Origin of the sequence: Variovorax sp. dw_308, assembly GCF_019207085.1 — a bacterium.
Lineage (GTDB): Bacteria > Pseudomonadota > Gammaproteobacteria > Burkholderiales > Burkholderiaceae_C > Variovorax.
This window is the reverse complement of sequence record NZ_JAATOM010000049.1, coordinates 1-17174: the sequence shown is the minus strand read 5'-3', so window position 1 is coordinate 17174 and position 17174 is coordinate 1. Positions and strand designations below refer to the sequence as shown.

Below are 17174 nucleotides of genomic sequence, written 5' to 3'. Positions count from 1 at the left end.
CCCCTATCCAGACCCCTGCCGCCGTCGCGTTGAGGATGGGCGACGGCGCGCGCCCGATGCGCCGTAGCGAGCGAGCAGCGGCTGCGTCCTCCAGACCGATGCCCGTCGATCAATAGCTGCTCTCGACTGCAAAGCCTTGCGCCCAGCGACTCTCCCAATGCGCGAGGTAGCGCTTGGCCACGCTCGGGTTGTCCCACACCACGAGGACGTTCTCCGAATTGGACTTCGCTGCGGCCTGGCTGTAGTTGAAGGAGCCGGTTTCCGTGTGCCTGCCATCGACGACGATGTACTTGTCGTGATGGATCGCATAGGAGGAGATCGCGCGGATCGGAATGCCGGCCCCTGCGATGAGGTTCATCGCCGCGATGCTCGACTTGCCCCTGTTGCCCCTGTCATCGACGAGCACCCTCACGTCCACGCCGCGACGCTTCGCGTCCATGAGACCACGGACCACGGCCGGCGACGTGAACGAATAGGCGGCCAGACGGATGGATTGGTGTGCCGAATCGAGCACCTTGACGACGAGCGCTTCGGAACCTGCTTCCGGCGAAAAGGCAACTTCGATGCGGGCTGCGGGCGCCGCAGCGCCTGCGGGTGCTGGCTGGGTCGCGCAGCCAGCGGTAGCGGTCAACGCGACCACCAACAGAGTACGAATCAGGATTCTCAAAGGGTGAGCTTGTGCAATGACTTGGGTTTGGAAAGACCACTCTACAGTGGTGTGCACGACGTGGGCGATCGCGGCATTTTGCGCAGCGCGTTGACATGTGCGCCGGTCTGGTTGATCCCGAGCTCGAGCGCGATTCGGCATCACATTCCGCAGTCGATCTTTCTGCGGGCCGGCAGGGTGATTCCGATGGACGCGGAGCTTCAGCCGCAATGGAGTTCGCTACAAACTTCGCAGCAATCGCTCCATCATCCGCGCTCCGACCCTGCAATCCCGAGACGCTCGAACACGGCCGCAGGTTTCATTTCCTTGAGCGCGGCGAGTTGTTGAATCTGCTGCGCGCTGGGCCTGGACTTGCCCTGCTCCCAGTTGTAAACGGTCTGGCCGCTCAGACCGACCAACTTGCCATAGGCCGCCGCCGACAAGCCCAGCTTCCCGCGGTGTGCGGCGAGTCGACTCGCACTGAACCGCCGCGCACTCACGTCACCCTCGTCGGCGCGAGCACCGGCAGTTTCGTCAGGTTGCTGCGAACGCCGCGTCTTCATCGAGCGCCGCAACTCCTTGCGCAACGTTTCCACCTCGCGGCGCAATGCCGCGATGGAAGCACGATGCTGGGCATTCGCCTTCTTGACCGCCAGGATCTCCGATCGCACTTCCTTGCGCGAGACGCGCACGATCTCCGCTTTGAGGATAGAAGCAATATTCGACATGTTTGGTCCTGAGTAAGTTTGAATTTGGCACTTGCCAGACTGGTCGTTCAGATGCGTCGGCGGAGCTTGCGCAGGCAGTGGCGCAATCGTGGCGAAGATACCAGCAGGAACTTGCCGTATGTGAACCCGTAGGGTCGATGCACTCCCAAATCGACAAGCGTGCGTCAATGAAGGGTCTCACCCTGCTCGGGCCAAGACGTGACACTGCCCCGACGACTTCAACGTGTGAAACCCAGGACACGCATGGGTTTGGTCAACAACTGCTTCGCCTTCCAATAGTCGGCCCAAGGGTCTGTCTTCTGGAATGACAGGTGTTCTCGCGCGGTGACGATGCTCCAGTGAGCGCCGCTTTTCAGTTTCTGGAGTTCGTCCCATGCGACAGGCATGGACACGCCGAGACCTGGCCGCGCGCGCGCCGAGAAGGCCGCCGCGGTCGTCGCGCCGTGGCCATTGCGCAGGTAGTCAACAAAGAGCTTGCCCACGCGGTTGCTGGCCCCACTCCTGGCGACAAAGCGCGACGGGATGGTCTTCGCCAGATGCTGGACGATCGCCTTGGAAAACGCGTTGACGGTGTCGTAGTCGACACGCGGTGCCAAGGGCACCACGACATGCAGCCCCTTGCCGCCACTCGTCTTCAACCAGGACTTCAATCCGAGTTCGTTCAGCAACGCACGCGTAAGGACGGCCGCCTCCTGGATGTGTGCCCACGACGTGCCCTCGCCGGGATCCAGATCGAAGATCATGCGGTCGGGCTGGTCGATGGCCTTCTTGGTTGAATTCCAGGTGTGGAACTCGATGACATTGAGCTGCGCCGCACCGGCGAGCGCCTGCGCGTTCGCGACCTCGAGCAACGAGGCATGGCCTGGCCACAAGGACGGGTCGAGCTCCGTGATGCCGGGGATGCCGATCTTCTCGCCGTGCTTCTGGAAGAAGAGTTGGCCGGCAACACCCTGCGGTCCGCGCACCAGCGACACCGGCCGACCCTTGAGGTGCGGCAGGATGAAGTCCGCCACTGATTCGTAGTAGCGCACGAGGTCCAGCTTGGTGAGTCCGGTAGCGGCATCGATCACGCGATCCGCGTTGCTCACCTTGATCCTGGCGGAAGATGAAGTGCCCTTCGCCTTCTGGCCAGATGTCGTCGCCGCGGACGGGCCGTCGACGACCTTCGCCGTCTCGCGCACGATCTTCTGCGCCGGCTTATCGCTGCGCAGGCCCAGGTACGACGCGTGGCGTACCTGGCCGTCCGGCGTCCATTCGGCAAAGGTGACCTCGGCCACGAGTTGGGGCTCGACCCATCGCTCGGCGCCGGCGGCGCGTTTCGACCACCGGCCGGGCTTGGCGGGACCGGCGGCGAACGGAGCCGTCTTGATCTGCAGTGGCGCCAGCTTGTCCTTCAGCTCGCGCGCCGTCTGCACATCCCAGCCGGTGCCGACGCTGCCCGCTGACACCAGCGTGCCGTCAGGTGCATGCACGCCCAGCAGCAGGCTGCCCACCTGCGCAGCGTTGTCGCTACGCTGCGTGTAGCCGGCCACGACGAACTCCTGGCGCAGCTTGCACTTGAGCTTCAGCCAGGCGTCGGATCGGCGCGAGACATACGGTGCATCCGCGCGCTTGGCGATGAGCCCTTCGAGGTTCAGGCGACAGGCCGATGCAAGGATCGAGGCCGGATCGCCGTCGAAGTCTGCGCTGTAGCGCACGTGTTCGGTTCCCTTTTCGTCGAGGAGCGCCTTGAGCAACGCGCGGCGCTCGCGCTGCGTCACGGCGCGCAGGTCATACCCCTCGAAGAAGGGCACATCGAAGAGGAAGTACACGATCTGGTCGGCGCCACGCCCGCGGTCGAAGGCGTTCTGCAGCGCATTGAAGTCGGGCGAACCGCCCGGTCCCAGCACCACGATCTCGCCGTCCAGGAAGCCGGAGCTCAGGCCCAGCTCCTCGAGTTCGCGAACAAGGCCAGGCATCTTCGATGACCAGTCGTGACCTCCGCGCGTGATCAAACGCGCGTGGCCTTTGTCGATGCGTGCCATAAGACGGTAGCCATCGAACTTGATCTCATAGAGCCATTCACCGGTACGCGGCACGCCCGTGGCAAGCGTCGCCAGCTGCGGAGAGAGTTTTTCGGGCAGCAGCGCCTTGATTGCACCTGCTGCCTGTGCGCTGGCGCCCTCCCCGGCCCCTGCCCTTGCCCCTGCGCTCGCCCCTGCTCTTGCCCCTACTCTTGCCCCTACTCTTGCCCCTGCTCTCGCGCTTCCCGCCGGCGTAGCCACCGCCAAAGTGGGCCCCGCGGACTTCTTCTTGCCGCGTACCCCAGCAGGCCCGGTGATGACGCTGTCGGGCAACGCCATGAGCACGTCGTACTCGGCCTTCGGACGCGCAAACGCGTCGCGCTTCTTGAACAGGATCCACGGTTCCTGTTTCTCGCCACCCTTGGCGATCTTCACGAGTTCCCAGAGTCCCTTCAGTTTCTTACCATGCAGCTTGAAGAGCACCTTGCCCACGGACATGCCCTGGCGCGGATCGCCGACTGGCTCCCAGGTCCCGCGATCCCAGACAATGACCTCGCCCGCACCGTACTGCTTCGGCGGGATCGTGCCTTCGAAGGAACCGTAGGACAGCGGATGGTCTTCCACGTGGATCGCGATTCGCTTGTCGGTCGGATCGAAGCTCGGCCCCTTGGGTACCGCCCACGAGACCAGGACCCCATCGAGTTCGAGGCGGAAGTCATAGTGCAACCGACTCGCCGCGTGCTTCTGGACCACGAAGCTCAGAGCGCCTTCGCGATCCTGGACATGCTCGCCGCGCGGCTCGGCCGTGATGCCGAAGTCGCGCTTGGCCCAGTAGCGCGCCAGCGGGTCGATGCGCTTTTCTGCCACGGCGTCACGCCACGCTTGGGATGCCTATGCCTTGGCCAGGTGCTTGCGGACCGCATCAGCCGAATGGCCGACCGCCTTCACGGCGGCCCTGAGCTGCTCCGGCGTGCAGCCCAGGCTCTTGCACCAGTCACGGACTTCGTAGTCCTCCTTCAGGCTGATCAGCTTGCGGTCTTGCCCAGTCTTTGTCTTGTCGTCGCTCATGAGGTCTCCATCTGAAACACAAATGCACAGGCTACTGCGGTGGGCCTGGCGACGATGTAGGGCGGTGCCCCAACAAGGCTGCGAGCCGCGCTGAGCCCGATGCCTCCACATCGAAGCACAACGCAGGCTGAAGTGGTGTCCTCCTTGCCGACAGCGCTCAGGGTGCTTCCGCTGTCGGCGCGCTTCTGACCGTGTTCGCGGTCATGTCGATCCACGTCTGGTAGTCCATCAACAGCGGCCGGCGACGCGACGTCGATGCACCGCGCACTTTGGTCTTCCGGCGGATCGCCGCTCGCTGCGGAGGCGTCAATTCAAGATCGGTTTGGCGCGGCTTGACCATCGGCCGAGCATGCCATGGCGGACACCACTGCGCATAGGCGCGCTACGGCAGGGCGCTTCAGTGCCGTACCGGATCGCTGCCGATCGGGCGCAGCCATTGCACCGTCGCTTCCGTCGGCGACAGTGCGCGCAAGACCGGGTCGCGTGCCAGCGCGGCGGCCACGGCTTCCAGTTCGTCGGGATCGACCGTGCGCCAGCGCCGCTGCAACGCATGCGCACAGGCACCGATCCAGAGCTGTTCCTGGAGTTGCCACTGGTCGGGAACGGGAAATTCGTCCATGTCGCATCATACGGAACTACTGGATGTATGTACAGTAATGACCTTGATACCTCTGTCCGTGCTCCGTGATCCCGTCCGACCCGCCCGTTCCCCCCGCTTACGCCGAGTTGCACTGCCGCTCCAATTTCACATTCCTGGTCGGCGCCTCGATGCCCGAGGAACTGGTCCGACGCGCGGCCGAGAAGCGCTACACCGCGCTGGCCTTGACCGATGAGTGTTCCGTCTCTGGCGTGGTGCGTGCGCACCTGGAGGCGCGCGAGTGCGGGCTGCACTTCATCGTGGGCAGCGAGATCCTGCTCACCACGGGCAGCGACACCCCGTTCGCCCGCGTCGTTTTCCTGGCGCAGGACCGCCGGGGTTACGGCAACCTGTGCGAGCTGATCACCCTGGGCCGTCGCCGGGCCGCCAAGGGGCTCTACAAAGCGCTGGTGGCCGATGTCGAGGGCAAGGCACCGAAGGCCCCGCACCTGGCCGGCATGAGCGGCTGCATCGCGCTGCTGCTGCCCGCGGCGGACGCCACCGTGGAAGGCCTCTTCGCGCAGGCCATGTGGCTGCGCACCTGGTTCGGCGAGCGTGGCTGGATTGCCTGCAGCCGCCCGTTGGGAATGGACGACGAGTTGCGCCTGTGGATCGCCGAACAGGCCTCGGCCCAGTCCGGCGTGCCGATCGTGGCCACGGGAAGCGTGCTGATGCATACGCAAAGCCGCAAGCCGGTGCAGGACGTGCTGACAGCGGTGCGAATCGGCAGGACGGTGGCCGATTGCGGTTTTGACTTGCTTGCCAACGCGCAGCAGTACCTGCGCGCGCGTTCCCTGCTGCCAGGGCTGTTTCCGCCGGAGTGGCTGCAGCAGAGCGTGCGCATCGCGGGCCTGTGCACGTTCAGCCTGGAGGAGTTGCGCTACGAGTACCCGCAGGAGATCGTGCCGGACGGCGAGACCCCGACATCGCACCTGCGCAAGCTCACCTATGCGGGGAGCCTGGCGCGCTTTCCGTCCGGGCTGCCGGACAAGGTTCGCGCGCAACTCGAGCACGAACTGGCGATCATTGCCGAGCTGGCGTATGAACCCTACTTCCTCACGGTGGCCGACATCGTGCACTGGGCCCGCGCGCGCGGCATCCTGTGCCAGGGCCGCGGCTCGGCGGCCAATTCGGCGGTCTGCTACTGCCTCGGCGTGACCGAGGTCGACCCGGCGCGCATGAACGTGCTGTTCGAGCGCTTCATCAGCGTGGAGCGCAAGGAGCCGCCCGACATCGACATCGACTTCGAGCACCAGCGCCGCGAAGAGGTCATGCAATACATCTATCGCAAGTACGGGCGCGACCGAGCGGCCATCACCGGTGTCATTACTTCCTACCGGACCAAGTCGTCGCTGCGCGATGTCGGCAAGGCGCTCGGGTTTGCGCTGGAGACGGTCGAGCGGCTGGCCCGGACCGCCTATGGCAACGAACGGGAATGGATCACCGATGCCTGCCTGGTTGAGTGCGGCCTCGACCCGTCGCAGCGCGAGGTCCGCCTGTGGCTGGCCCTGGCCAACGAGGTCCGGGGCTTCCCGCGTCACTTGAGCCAGCACACCGGCGGCTTTGTGATTGCACGCGACAAGCTCAGCCGCTTGGTGCCGGTGGAGAACGCGGCGATGGACGACCGCACCGTGGTGCAGTGGGAAAAGGACGACCTCGATGCGCTGGGCTTGCTGAAGATCGACGTGCTGGCGCTCGGGATGCTAACGGCGATCCATCGCGCCCTTGACCTCGTCGCGGCCAAGCTCGGCCAGCCCTTCGGGATGCAGCAGGTGCCTGCGGAATGCGCGCTGACCTACGCGATGATCCAGCAGGCCGACACCGTGGGTGTGTTCCAGATCGAGAGCCGCGCGCAGATGTCGATGCTGCCGCGGCTCAAGCCCGAGCGCTTCTACGACCTTGTGGTGCAGGTCGCGATCGTGCGGCCCGGGCCGATCCAGGGCGGCATGGTGCACCCCTACCTGCGACGCCGCGCCGGCGAGGAGGCGATCGAGTACCCGAGCGACGAGATCAGGGTGGCGACCGAGCGCACGCTGGGCGTGCCGCTGTTCCAGGAGCAGGTGATGCAGATCGCGATGCTCGCGGCCGACTTCACGGCCGGCGAGGCTGACCAGCTGCGCCGCGCCATGGGCGCCTGGCGCCGCCGTGGCGGCCTGGAGCCGCACCAGCAGAAACTGGTCGCCCGCATGCTGGCCAAGGGCTATTCGCAGGACTTTGCCGACCGGATCTCCAAACAGGTCGAGGGCTTTGGGAGTTATGGCTTCCCGGAAAGCCATGCGGCCAGTTTCGGCTTGCTGGTGTATGTGAGCTGCTGGCTCAAGCGCCACCACCCGGATGCGCTGCTGGCCGCGCTGCTCAACAGCCAGCCGATGGGTTTCTATGCGCCCGCGCAACTGGTGCGCGATGCGCGCGAGCACGGCGTGGTGGTGCGCCCGGTCGATGTGACGGTGAGCGGCTGGTTCAGCACGCTCGAGGAGGAAGCGCAGGCGCCGCCCGTGTCATCGTCGTCGCCTTCATCCTCAAGGTGGGACATGACCTTTGCCGAACCCTTGCGCGCGGTGCGCCTCGGCCTGTCGCGCATCGTGGGGATGCGCGAGGCCGCGGCGCAGCGGCTGGTGGCCGAGCGCATCAAGGCGCCGTTCGTCAATGTCGAGGACATGGCCCGGCGCGCCGTGCTGGATGCGCACGACCTGCGCTGCCTGTCGGCGGCCGACGCGTTGCGCAGCCTCGCGGGCCACCGGCCGAACGCCGTCTGGGAAGCCGTCGGGGTGGAGACACGCCCGACCGAGCTGCTGCGCGAGGCGCCGACGCACGAGGAGTCGGTGGCGTTCCGCGCGCCGGCCGAAGGCGCCGACATCGCGGACGACTACGCCTCCACGGGTCTGACCTTGCGCCGCCATCCGCTGGCCTTGTTGCGCCCGAAGCTGGTGCGGTGGGGCATCCGCACCGCGGAGGACCTGCGCCGCAATGGCCGGGACAAGGAGCAGGTGCGCGCGAGTGGCATCGTGACGCACCGGCAGCAGCCCAGCACGGCGAGCGGGGTGATCTTCGCGACGCTGGAAGACGAGACGGGTACCGTCAACATCATCGTCTGGCCGAGCGTGGCCGAGGCGCAGCGCGCAGCGCTTCGCGGATCGATGTTGCTGAGCGTCCAGGGCACGTGGCAGTCTGAAAAAGGCGTGCAGTCGCTGATCGCCCAGAAGCTGGTCAATCATGACCGGCTGCTCGGTCGGCTGCGCGCCTCGAGCCGTGACTTCAGGTAGCGCTGCGCGATTTGGGGGATCAAGCAAACACGATGGCCATACGACGAGAAGCTGCACGTCGGATCGCTCGAGACTTCGTAAAGGCCGCGAAGACCCACAATGACCTCATGCCACCCCGCGAACTCGAAGACCTACAACGAGCCGTAGTCGAAGCTGCCGGCGCACTCTTTGCCGTCAGCGGTGCTGCGGCCTTCTGCATTCCGATACCCGGAACCTTGCCTGTGATTTACGTGGTCGCTGGCGAGCCGCAAGCGATCCTCGCGATGCTGCCCGACAGCGCGAATGATCCGTTTGCCTGAAGGTGCATTCCTCCTGTCCGTGGACGAGAAGCGACTTTTCGGCCGTAGCGTGAGACGCGCGCATGACGATTTCGCAGGCCGCCATCGCGGCCCACGCGCCGTCATTGCCAGCGACGGACTCGCTTGATGTCTTCCTGCTTGTTTCGAATGCTCCAGATGTATGAATCCATGTGGGCCTTCCGTCACTCTCAACCCCGCTCGCATTGAACGAACTTTCCGTTGAAGCCTATTTTTTGCGTCATCCGGGCACGCGGCAGTTTCGCGGCGTCGAGCAACGCCTGTGTACGTTCGAATGGCAGCAAGCAGGCGGAGGTCTACGGTCCCCCGGCTCCTCGACACCCGACACGCAACTTGCCCGTCCTGTCGACCGCCGATCGCGCAGTACGCGCAAGCCCATCAAGCCAATTGTGATGGCACCTATCGAGTGAACGAAGAACTCCCTCAAAACAGGAATGGCAACGCCTAACCACAAAAGCTGGCACTTGAGTAGCCGCCATCACGCGACTTTGTGGGCGGCTCCGCAGGGGGCCTGCGGAAGTGCCCCGTGGGGTTCGTGACTGCTCCCTTCTCTACGAGTTCGGGTTCTACGAGGATCGTCTGTACTTTGCAATCAGTCCTCGCCGAAGTCAGACCTCAATCACCAGCGCGGAATTGAACATCGGATTCTCGAACTCTCCCCAGCGCCGCATCATGTAGCCGCGGGGATTACAGATCACACGGCATCCGTCCACCTGACAGTCGAAACTGTCATGCGTGTGGCCACCATCCACAAACCAGGAACCTTGAAGTACTCGGGCGTCAACTTGTTGACGAAGGCACCGGATACCCAATCATCGGCGTAACGAAGCGCCAGCGAGTTGCGATGGGGGGCATGATGCGTGACCACGACTGTGGGCCCGTCGAACGGCTCTGCGAGCTTTTGGCGCAGCCAAGCGCGATGCCGCAGGTGGAGTTGCACGGTGTCCATCGGCACCAGGCGCCTCGTGCCCAGGGAGTTGGAAGTGTCGGGGTCGTCGACCCAGATCGCCCTGTAATCGGCCAGGCAGACCGCGCTTTCTGCCATCGAACGATTCTGATCCGACAACAGCCGTACGGGCTGGCCGGCGTCGCCTGCGTTGTCAATCCGCAAGCGAAAGTCGGTCCACAGCGTACAGCCCAGGAAGCGCACGCCGGAGACAACTAGCTCGTTGCAGTCCAGGAACTGAACGCCATTCTCTTCCGCATTTCGGCGCATCCTGGCTTCCTCCTGGTCCATCACAGAATCGTAGTACTCGTGATTGCCGGCGACGTGCACCACCGGCTTGTTGCCAAAGCGGGCCGGACGGCGCAGCCAAGGCGCGACCACACGGCCGGGCGCAACGATGTCGCCCGCCAGAATGGCAAGGTCGTATTCCAAGCCATTCGGCACCTCGAATGTCTCGAACTCGGCGTGAAGATCGGAGAGGACAAGCAGGTTTCATGATGCGCTCAGCATGTGGAAATGATGTTCCATCGCCATGGGATCATGGGTGGTGGCAATGTGCATGGTCGATACAGCGATCGATAGCCGAAGGCAGTTCAGTCCCGTGACGTCGAAGGGGCGACTTCCTTCCATGCGGCTTCCAGCTCGGTCACCAAGGCATCCAGTTCAGCGAATACTGTTGCCAAGTCTTCCGGCTTTGCGGCCTTGTAAGCCCGAGAGATTTCTTCTCCAAGGCGCGGAATGTCGGCGAGCAGTTCTCCCACCCGATCAGGACCTTTGCGGCCCCTTGCACGCAGGTCTTGCCATGCGGCCGATAGCGTGAGACGCACGCATCACGATTTCGTGCGCCGCCATCGCGGCCCATGCGCCGTCGTTGTCAATGACGGCCCGCGCGATGTCTTCCTGCTTGTTCCGAACGCTCCAGATGTATCTATCCATGTGGGTCTCCTCTTTTGCAGCGCTGCAAGACCGCGCTTGACTCGCCGTGAACTTTTCGCGTGTGATCTCTGCATACAGCGATCGGTCAATCTCAACCTCGTTCGTATCGAACGAACACGCCGTTGAACCCCAGTTTTCGCGTGATCCGCCTTGAGCCGATACCCAGATACAGAACGGACGGAACCTGCGTGGTTCGACCAGCGTTGTATTCGCGGACAAGCCTCGACGGGCTTACCTCGACACCAAGGCGCGCAAGCGCTTGCGGTGCGAGTACTTCAAGCGGCCTGACCGGAATGGGTCGCCCGGACAGCACGCTTGGCTTCGCCCTTGCATAGACGCCGACACCATAGCGAACGATGACTCCCCGACCCACAAGATCATTCAGAGCGCGGCCCACCTGCGAGTCGCTGCCGAAACCGCGAAAGTCCAAACGTAGAAACACGAGCATGTCCACTCGGGTCGACAAGAGATGCTCGATTCGATCAAGGACGGTCATGGCACAGCGACGACAGACGGATCCGGCATATCACGCAGAGTGCCCGCGAGAGCCTGAACGAACCGACGTGGCGCAGCCGATCCAGTACTCATCAAATCACCTGAAGCGTGGTGGAATCTCACCGAATTTTTCTGGCAGCGCTTGGCCCACGCGATGAAATCTCGTGCGCCGACGGAAAGTGTTTGAGCGTCGATCCGGCGCGCCGCTGCATCCGGGTAGGCGAACCGTTTTCGGGGTCCTGCATCTCACGCAGCAGCTTCGCGGCGTCGAGCAACGCCCGCGTCCGTTGAAATGGCAGAGTCATGTCGCGAGACTCCTTCTGCAAACATTCGAGAAGTCATCGGGTCCGCGGCCGCGGCAACATCCAGGCACGCGATACGTGCTGCTCGCTACTGACCGCCGATCGCGACGTGCGCGCAAGCCTTCCAAAGCAGATGCGAAGGCACCTACCGAGCGGAATTTCGCTTGGATCTCCTGTCCACCAGGAGTCGGACGCCGATGGAGACGTTTGTGATCACCATCAAGGTGAGCATGAGACTGATCACGAGCAAGGCCATGCAGGCGAGCGTACGCGTTTTCTCGAGCAGCGGCGCGGTCCCGTGCATCTAGGCCCGTATCGTCAACGCATGCGGTCCCGCACGAACCTTCGCGAAGCAAGGCAGTCCCTGAGATCAGGAATGGCAACGTCCAACTGGAAGCGCCTGTGTCCACGGTTGCCCCCGATCTGTCAAGGGCCTCAGAATCTTCGCGACTCATGATCGATCTCGTTTGGAAGGCGAGCTTGCAGGGGCAGCCAAGCGCAAGGTTTCGTGCCACATGGCAACGCAGGCGTTGTCCAGAACGGCGAATGACACCTTGCCCCCCCGCCTTCAGGCCAAGTCGGTCGCGAATCTCTTGCGGAATGGTCACCCGTTCCGAACCCGTCAACGTGGCCTGGTGCGTCGCAACTCCCTCTCGGACCTCGGTCCCATGTATCAGGTCGCGCAGTCGCTTGTAGGCCTGCGTTTCCTGATCACGGCGAACCAGTTCGCGGATGTATTCACTGGGGTTGACATAGCCTCCGCGCGCGACACGGCCAAGAATGTAGTCGCGAAAAGGCCCCGACATAACGATGCGCATGATTCGTTGGCTCATCGCACTTCCTTGACATTGTGAGAACGGTCGCCGCCTGGATCGTCCCCGATGAGGTGCAACGACATCCAGATGCCGCACGTGCGCGCTGGACCCGGGTGCCCAATTGCGGCCGAGCCACTGCGGCCCGGTGGCGTTCACCTCTTGCTTCCTGTCGGAAGCAGCCTTTGCTGCGCAGAGGCCTGAACGATGGAGGCATCGCGACAGTCACCGACGGTCCTTTCGGGCTGACTTTGCAGGGGCAGCTTTCCTGGCGCCTGCGGCAGCATCTTCTCCACGGCACGCATTCAAGAAGTGCCAGTCGGGATAGTCATACAAGCCAGCGTCGATACCTGCCTGTCGCAGCGACATCCCGCCTTCCTGGGGCGTCACGAGATTGGAGAGGTGTGCCTGGATTGCAGAAACCTGGATGCGCCGACGTCCTCGCCTGGTCAACACGACTTCACCAAGCTTGCCTGCCTTGCAAAGCATCGAAACGTGCGGCCGACTCGTCTGAAGCATCGAGGCGGCCTCTGCCGTTGTCAGCAGTCGATCGTGCAAGGGGTCTCGCACCTCCATCGAGGAAGCCTTGGCAATGCGAAGGTCTTCGCGGGCCAGCCTGAGGATCAGGGACATGCGCAGTGCCCGTGCCTCGGCCGTGGGAACAATCAGCAACTGGGCAAGGGCCATGCCCGCAATGGCGGTGACATGCGCGTGGAGTGCATCGACGCTGGTATGCATACTTTTGGCATCGAGAACTTTGATCGCCTTGTTGGTTTCTGATTTTTGGCGCCCTTCCTTCACTACCTGTCCTGCTACAGCCCTTCCAATCGCGTTTGCAAGCGCATGGAGCGGGTCCAAAAGGCTGAGGACGCTGTTGTCAGGGACGCTTGTCTTGATGTCACGGCGAGAGCGGGGCATTGCTTTTCCTGTTCGTCCTAGACGTAAGTGGACGCGATCCTTCACGTTGCGAGGCTCGAACTCAAGACGGGATCACCGGATGCATACCGATCTGCGGCGGCTGAAGAGTGGAGTCGGTGATATGCCAATGCAGCAAGGTGCCCATGGCGTAGGTGCCGGGCCGGAGATGTGGCGGGGGTCTTTGGCCTACCCATAATTCTCACGCGTCACGCGGTCTTCGGCGGCTGCCAACACGGCATCTGGATCGCTCGCGATGAGTTCCCGCGGACGCTTCCCGCCGAGCGCCGAGCTGGTCGATTCGAACCAGCCCGCGATGAGGATAGGCGGAAGGCCTGTCAGGACATCGAGGACCTTCCTGATCGCCGGCAGAGGCCTCCACGTTGCATCGAAGACGTAGGCCGGATACAGCTCCCTGCCTTGATGATCGATGCCGAAGATGCGACCGTTCGCCCGCCAACGATTTACGCCCGAGCGTGCATTGACGACGTTGGGATTGAAAAGGCGTCCGAGCTCGGCAGCGGTGCGCCACTCGGTGCCCGTCATGACGGCTTTGATCGCGCGCAGTTCGAGTTTGGTTCGGAGCACCTCTCGGTGTTGCGCCTTGATTCCATCCACGATCTCCTGCACCGACTCCCGCTCCAGCTTGTTGGCCGCCGTCAAAATCTGCGTCAACAGCTCCTGGGCCCGGATGAAACCGGGAGCGTTCTCGGGCGCGAGTGCGCGTACGATGACATCGCACGCTTCGAGCACAGCGCTCATTCGAGCGACCGCCGCCTTCAGGTCGCTCATTTCCTGCGCGTGAACCGCTGTGGCCGTGCCCTTGCGGCGCAGTTGCTTATCGCCGGGCTGGGTAGCCATGGAATTGGTCACTGTGGATTCCTCGTGGTGAAGGCTCGGGTCCTCATACACTTTCCAGGCGTTGGGCGAGCGCGCACGCATTCAACGTTCTCCCGAGCGATTGAACCGTTCAATGGGCGGCGCATGCAATGCGCAAACCGTCAGGTAGTAGCCGTCGTAGGGCCGGGTTCGCGCTGGCGCACCGCAGACCATGCATGTCGTTCGCGTTCGCTCTTCCGCTTGATCGACGATGGCGTCGATGCGATCGGCTGCCGAATCGCCAGCATTCGTTGGCATCTTGATCAGAATGTTTCCCTCTGCGCCGCCGATCACGTCGACGACAAGACGACGTTTCCCGTCCATGCGGTAGTAGAACCGGGCAGTCCCGAATTTCTCCTTCACCTGCCTCCAATAGAACCCGCGTTTGTTGTCGCCAAGCACTTCGTCGATCTGCTCGCAGGCCTGCGCGAAGATGGGGAGCCACCCGTCGTAGAACTCCATGCTGATGGCCTCGCCCTCGAACATGTAGGGAAAGAGCGCCTTTAGTTGCCCCGGTGTCATGTGATGCCTCTCGAGGAATGTCGCGACCCGCGCGCTGCGACCGTCACCCGGACGCGTTTTCGCCGCGTGCGTTCCACTCCATCGTCAGCGGGGCGTGCACAGGCGTTCATCACCGCTCTGGTTCCTCGCTGATCCACGAATTCAATGGCTCTTCGCTCTGTGCAGCCATATCGATCTGCCATGGTTCTGGGTAATGGCGCAGAATCCGCTTAGCCAACTCTCGAAGTTTGGGTGGCACCGGTCCCCCCCAAAGTTCCTTCTCTTTCTCACGCTGATAGACAAGATCCCTCAGCGTCTCACCCGCCCATTCCATAGCCCGGCGTCTTTCATATCCCATGGTCATGATGTCGTTCCTTCCGTCGTTGATCTCTGCGTGAGCTGATCCGGCTGAAGTGCGTGCCACTTCGTCACCAAGCGCCGGTGCTTCGGCCGGTTGAAGTTGGTTTCGAAAATCACGATGCGAAGCCGTCGCTCGCGTTGAGGCATGTCGCGCGGGTCCGCACTGTGCATCACTTCGCCAACTGGGCGTAGAGCGCCAGGCGACGCAATTCGCCCATAACCTCGCGTCGCCCAAAGTCCGAGTCCAAAATCGCAAGCGGGATGCTGAGAAGCTGGCGATTGAATTTGCGCAGCCATCGATAGGCCGCATCCTCGCTGCCGAACACGCGCGAAGCTTCGCGCAATGCGATCGTCTCGGCCTGGCATAGCTGGACGAACATTTCAAGATTGCTTGATGCGTCCAAGAAAACGGCAGGCTCGCGATACCTAAGCGCAGGGTGCCTGGTATAGAGCCACTTGTTCATATAGGCGTCGCAGTCGAACGCCAATTGGTCCAGCGCTGTCTTCGCGTTCATATGAGCAACGGCCTCTTGCAGTCGGCCAAAGACATCGTCCACTTGCTCCGCGTTCCGAACCTCTCTGGCCATCCAGATCTGCATGCTCCTTCGTTCATCTGCCGCCCGTTCGATCTCGAGCGGACTCGGGTAGTAGCGCAGCACCTCTTTGGCTGCGAGCACAAGGTCCTCCTCAGGGAACGCTGTGCCGCGCTTCGTCTTCTGCACGTAGGCCTTGACGATGCCCTGGAGGAGCCTCTCTGCCATGAGAAATGCTTCGAACCGTTCCTGTGGCGTGGTCATTGGCTGATCCTCGAAACAAGGGCCTCGGCGTCAGGGGTAGGCATGATCAATGTCGCCTCGCACGCGGAGTTGGCAGTCATCGTTCGTTTCGAAGAAGTATTCATGGTCGTCAATGGAGGTATCGGTTCTTGCGCACTGGATCGTCCGGATCGGTTGGCAAGTCCGCCGCCGTCAGGTGGCGCCGGTTGTTTGCCACGGCACGTGCGATGGCGAGATGCACGTGCTGGCCGATCTCCCTCGGCGTATAAAACGCCAATTTGTGGGCCCAGGCGTCTTCCGGCGGTGCGAAATCAACGACCCCGGCATCGGCAACGGCACTTCGCACGACAACCCGTGCGAGTTGAAGTGCCTCCTCGCCCATCGGCGGCGAGATCTCGAACTCCCTGAAGCGCGAGAGGATCGACTCAGGCACCTTGTTGCGGTCATTCGAGGTCGCGATATAGATCACCAACCGCGCGTTGAAGGTGATGCCCAGCATGGCGTCGACCACGTTCGCGGACGTCTCCGGCTCCAGCAATGAATGCAGCGGACCCGTCGGATTGCAGTTGCCACCCGCGGCTGCCTTGTCGAGTTCATCGATCAGAAAGACGGGGTTCGCATGTGTGCCCAGCAGGACCTGCTCGAAGACCATCCCGAAAGCTGCTGTGCTCCAGTGACGCTCCGTGCCAAGCAACGCTGCGGCAGCTTGCGCGTTTTCCATCGAATGGCGTCGAATTGGAGCCTCGAGCGCTTCAGCCAGGTCGTTGGCGTAACGGGTCTTGCCGACGCCCGGTAGGCCCGTCAGGTGAAGAGGCGGAATCCAGAGAGGTTCACCTGTTGCAATGGACAGGCAAACGCGGTGCGCCACGCAGTCGGTCACCTCCCGAAAGTGCGGGTGCGTGTCGTATAGCCGGGCGAGCGATCGCTGCCACCGCGCCGGATCGAAAGCCGGGTTCGCGATCGCCCGCAGCGGCCCCTTGTCGAAGAGCTTTCGCAGCAACTCGAGGTCGTTCTTTTTGTCGGCGTCATCGCGGCAGCTGAGGACGAGTTCGGTGATGCGCAGCAATTCATTTCCCGAGAGAACCATGAAAAAGCGAGTGCGATCACTCGTGGCGACATATCGCTCGAACGCCCGGATCAGGGCATCGCGCTCGTCGGCACGCTCGAAGACGTCTGTTACAGCCTTGGGAGATTCAGCCCTGCTTTTGCTCGCGCGCTGTTCTTCCAAGCGTGTTGCTTCAGCTTTCCTTATTTCCTCCAGCTCGGCCCTTCTCTGTTCCTGCGCCTGCAGCAGACTTTCCTGGACCGCGACCGGCACAAGAAGTGGCGTGGGCGAATACTGCGATCGCATCCAATCCGGAACGTACTGCGCGTAGCCCGGGGGAACGTCCTGATCGCGCGTTGCGCTTTTCATGCTCGGCCTCCTTGGAAGCTCTTGCGTGGTGCCGCTGCGATCATGGGCACGGCTCCCCAGAAGCATCTTGATCGCCAAGGGAGGCGGCACGGCCGGCGCGTTCGAGCAGATCGTTCTCCAGGGCCATCCATTGCAGTTGCGCTGCCTTGAACTCGCGCTCATGCACAACGCGGCGA

At 63.0% G+C, this 17174-nt stretch carries 19 protein-coding genes; 2 read left to right on the top strand and 17 right to left on the bottom strand.

Annotation, left to right across the window (positions count from 1 at the left end; all coding sequences use genetic code 11):
• Positions 1-109: 109 nt before the first annotated feature.
• From HCU76_RS35570 to HCU76_RS35545, 6 genes are all read right to left on the bottom strand, one after another.
• On the bottom strand, positions 110-661 hold the full coding sequence (locus tag HCU76_RS35570) for a phospholipase D family protein (protein ID WP_371319960.1): 552 nt from the start codon (positions 659-661) through the stop codon (positions 110-112).
• A 251-nt stretch (positions 662-912) separates the two neighbouring features.
• Positions 913-1374 (bottom strand): DNA-binding transcriptional regulator, encoded by a 462-nt coding sequence (locus HCU76_RS35565; RefSeq protein ID WP_218511968.1) that lies wholly within the window; start codon positions 1372-1374, stop codon positions 913-915.
• A 218-nt stretch (positions 1375-1592) separates the two neighbouring features.
• Entirely contained in the window at positions 1593-4244 is a 2652-nt protein-coding gene (gene ligD, locus HCU76_RS35560; protein WP_218511967.1) for a DNA ligase D, read from the bottom strand.
• A gap of 24 nt (positions 4245-4268) precedes the next feature.
• Entirely contained in the window at positions 4269-4445 is a 177-nt protein-coding gene (locus tag HCU76_RS35555) for a DUF3606 domain-containing protein (RefSeq protein WP_218511966.1), read from the bottom strand.
• 157 nt (positions 4446-4602) lie between these two features.
• Positions 4603-4785, bottom strand: a complete 183-nt coding sequence (locus HCU76_RS35550; RefSeq protein ID WP_218511965.1) for a hypothetical protein — start codon at positions 4783-4785, stop codon at positions 4603-4605.
• A gap of 57 nt (positions 4786-4842) precedes the next feature.
• Entirely contained in the window at positions 4843-5064 is a 222-nt protein-coding gene (locus HCU76_RS35545) for a hypothetical protein (protein WP_218511964.1), read from the bottom strand.
• A 65-nt stretch (positions 5065-5129) separates the two neighbouring features.
• Here HCU76_RS35545 and HCU76_RS35540 point away from each other — a divergent pair, with 65 nt between their 5' ends.
• On the top strand, positions 5130-8345 hold the full coding sequence (locus HCU76_RS35540; RefSeq protein ID WP_371319959.1) for an error-prone DNA polymerase: 3216 nt from the start codon (positions 5130-5132) through the stop codon (positions 8343-8345).
• Positions 8346-8452: 107 nt separating this feature from the next.
• Complete coding sequence (locus HCU76_RS35535) at positions 8453-8644, top strand: hypothetical protein (RefSeq protein WP_218511963.1); 192 nt, start codon at positions 8453-8455, stop codon at positions 8642-8644.
• Positions 8645-9356: 712 nt separating this feature from the next.
• Here the strand turns inward: HCU76_RS35535 and HCU76_RS35530 are convergent.
• The 11 genes from HCU76_RS35530 to HCU76_RS35480 all read right to left on the bottom strand — a co-directional run bounded on the left by HCU76_RS35530 (position 9357) and on the right by HCU76_RS35480 (position 16998).
• Positions 9357-10040 carry a metallophosphoesterase gene (locus HCU76_RS35530; RefSeq protein WP_371319958.1) on the bottom strand — a complete coding sequence of 228 codons (684 nt, stop codon included), beginning with the start codon at positions 10038-10040 and terminating at the stop codon, positions 9357-9359.
• Between the two features lie 161 nt (positions 10041-10201).
• On the bottom strand, positions 10202-10369 hold the full coding sequence (locus tag HCU76_RS35525) for a hypothetical protein (RefSeq protein ID WP_218511962.1): 168 nt from the start codon (positions 10367-10369) through the stop codon (positions 10202-10204).
• A 4-nt stretch (positions 10370-10373) separates the two neighbouring features.
• Positions 10374-10544 carry a hypothetical protein gene (locus tag HCU76_RS35520; protein WP_218511961.1) on the bottom strand — a complete coding sequence of 57 codons (171 nt, stop codon included), beginning with the start codon at positions 10542-10544 and terminating at the stop codon, positions 10374-10376.
• Between the two features lie 91 nt (positions 10545-10635).
• Positions 10636-11040: an S-adenosylhomocysteine hydrolase gene (locus tag HCU76_RS35515; protein WP_218511960.1), complete on the bottom strand. Its 405-nt coding sequence runs from the start codon at positions 11038-11040 to the stop codon at positions 10636-10638.
• 118 nt (positions 11041-11158) lie between these two features.
• The gene (locus HCU76_RS35510) at positions 11159-11344 is read right to left on the bottom strand and encodes a BPSL0761 family protein (protein WP_218511959.1); all 186 of its coding nucleotides are present in this window, start codon (positions 11342-11344) and stop codon (positions 11159-11161) included.
• A 1034-nt stretch (positions 11345-12378) separates the two neighbouring features.
• The gene (locus tag HCU76_RS35505) at positions 12379-13071 is read right to left on the bottom strand and encodes a helix-turn-helix domain-containing protein (protein ID WP_218511958.1); all 693 of its coding nucleotides are present in this window, start codon (positions 13069-13071) and stop codon (positions 12379-12381) included.
• Positions 13072-13257: 186 nt separating this feature from the next.
• Positions 13258-13941 (bottom strand): hypothetical protein, encoded by a 684-nt coding sequence (locus HCU76_RS35500; RefSeq protein ID WP_218511957.1) that lies wholly within the window; start codon positions 13939-13941, stop codon positions 13258-13260.
• Positions 13942-14010: 69 nt separating this feature from the next.
• Complete coding sequence (locus tag HCU76_RS35495; protein ID WP_218511956.1) at positions 14011-14469, bottom strand: hypothetical protein; 459 nt, start codon at positions 14467-14469, stop codon at positions 14011-14013.
• A 109-nt stretch (positions 14470-14578) separates the two neighbouring features.
• Positions 14579-14812 (bottom strand): BPSL0761 family protein, encoded by a 234-nt coding sequence (locus HCU76_RS35490; protein WP_218511955.1) that lies wholly within the window; start codon positions 14810-14812, stop codon positions 14579-14581.
• A 166-nt stretch (positions 14813-14978) separates the two neighbouring features.
• Positions 14979-15605, bottom strand: a complete 627-nt coding sequence (locus tag HCU76_RS35485; RefSeq protein ID WP_218511954.1) for an MbcA/ParS/Xre antitoxin family protein — start codon at positions 15603-15605, stop codon at positions 14979-14981.
• A 109-nt stretch (positions 15606-15714) separates the two neighbouring features.
• Positions 15715-16998, bottom strand: coding sequence for an AAA family ATPase (locus HCU76_RS35480; protein ID WP_218511953.1), 1284 nt, complete (start codon positions 16996-16998; stop codon positions 15715-15717).
• Positions 16999-17174: the final 176 nt, after the last annotated feature.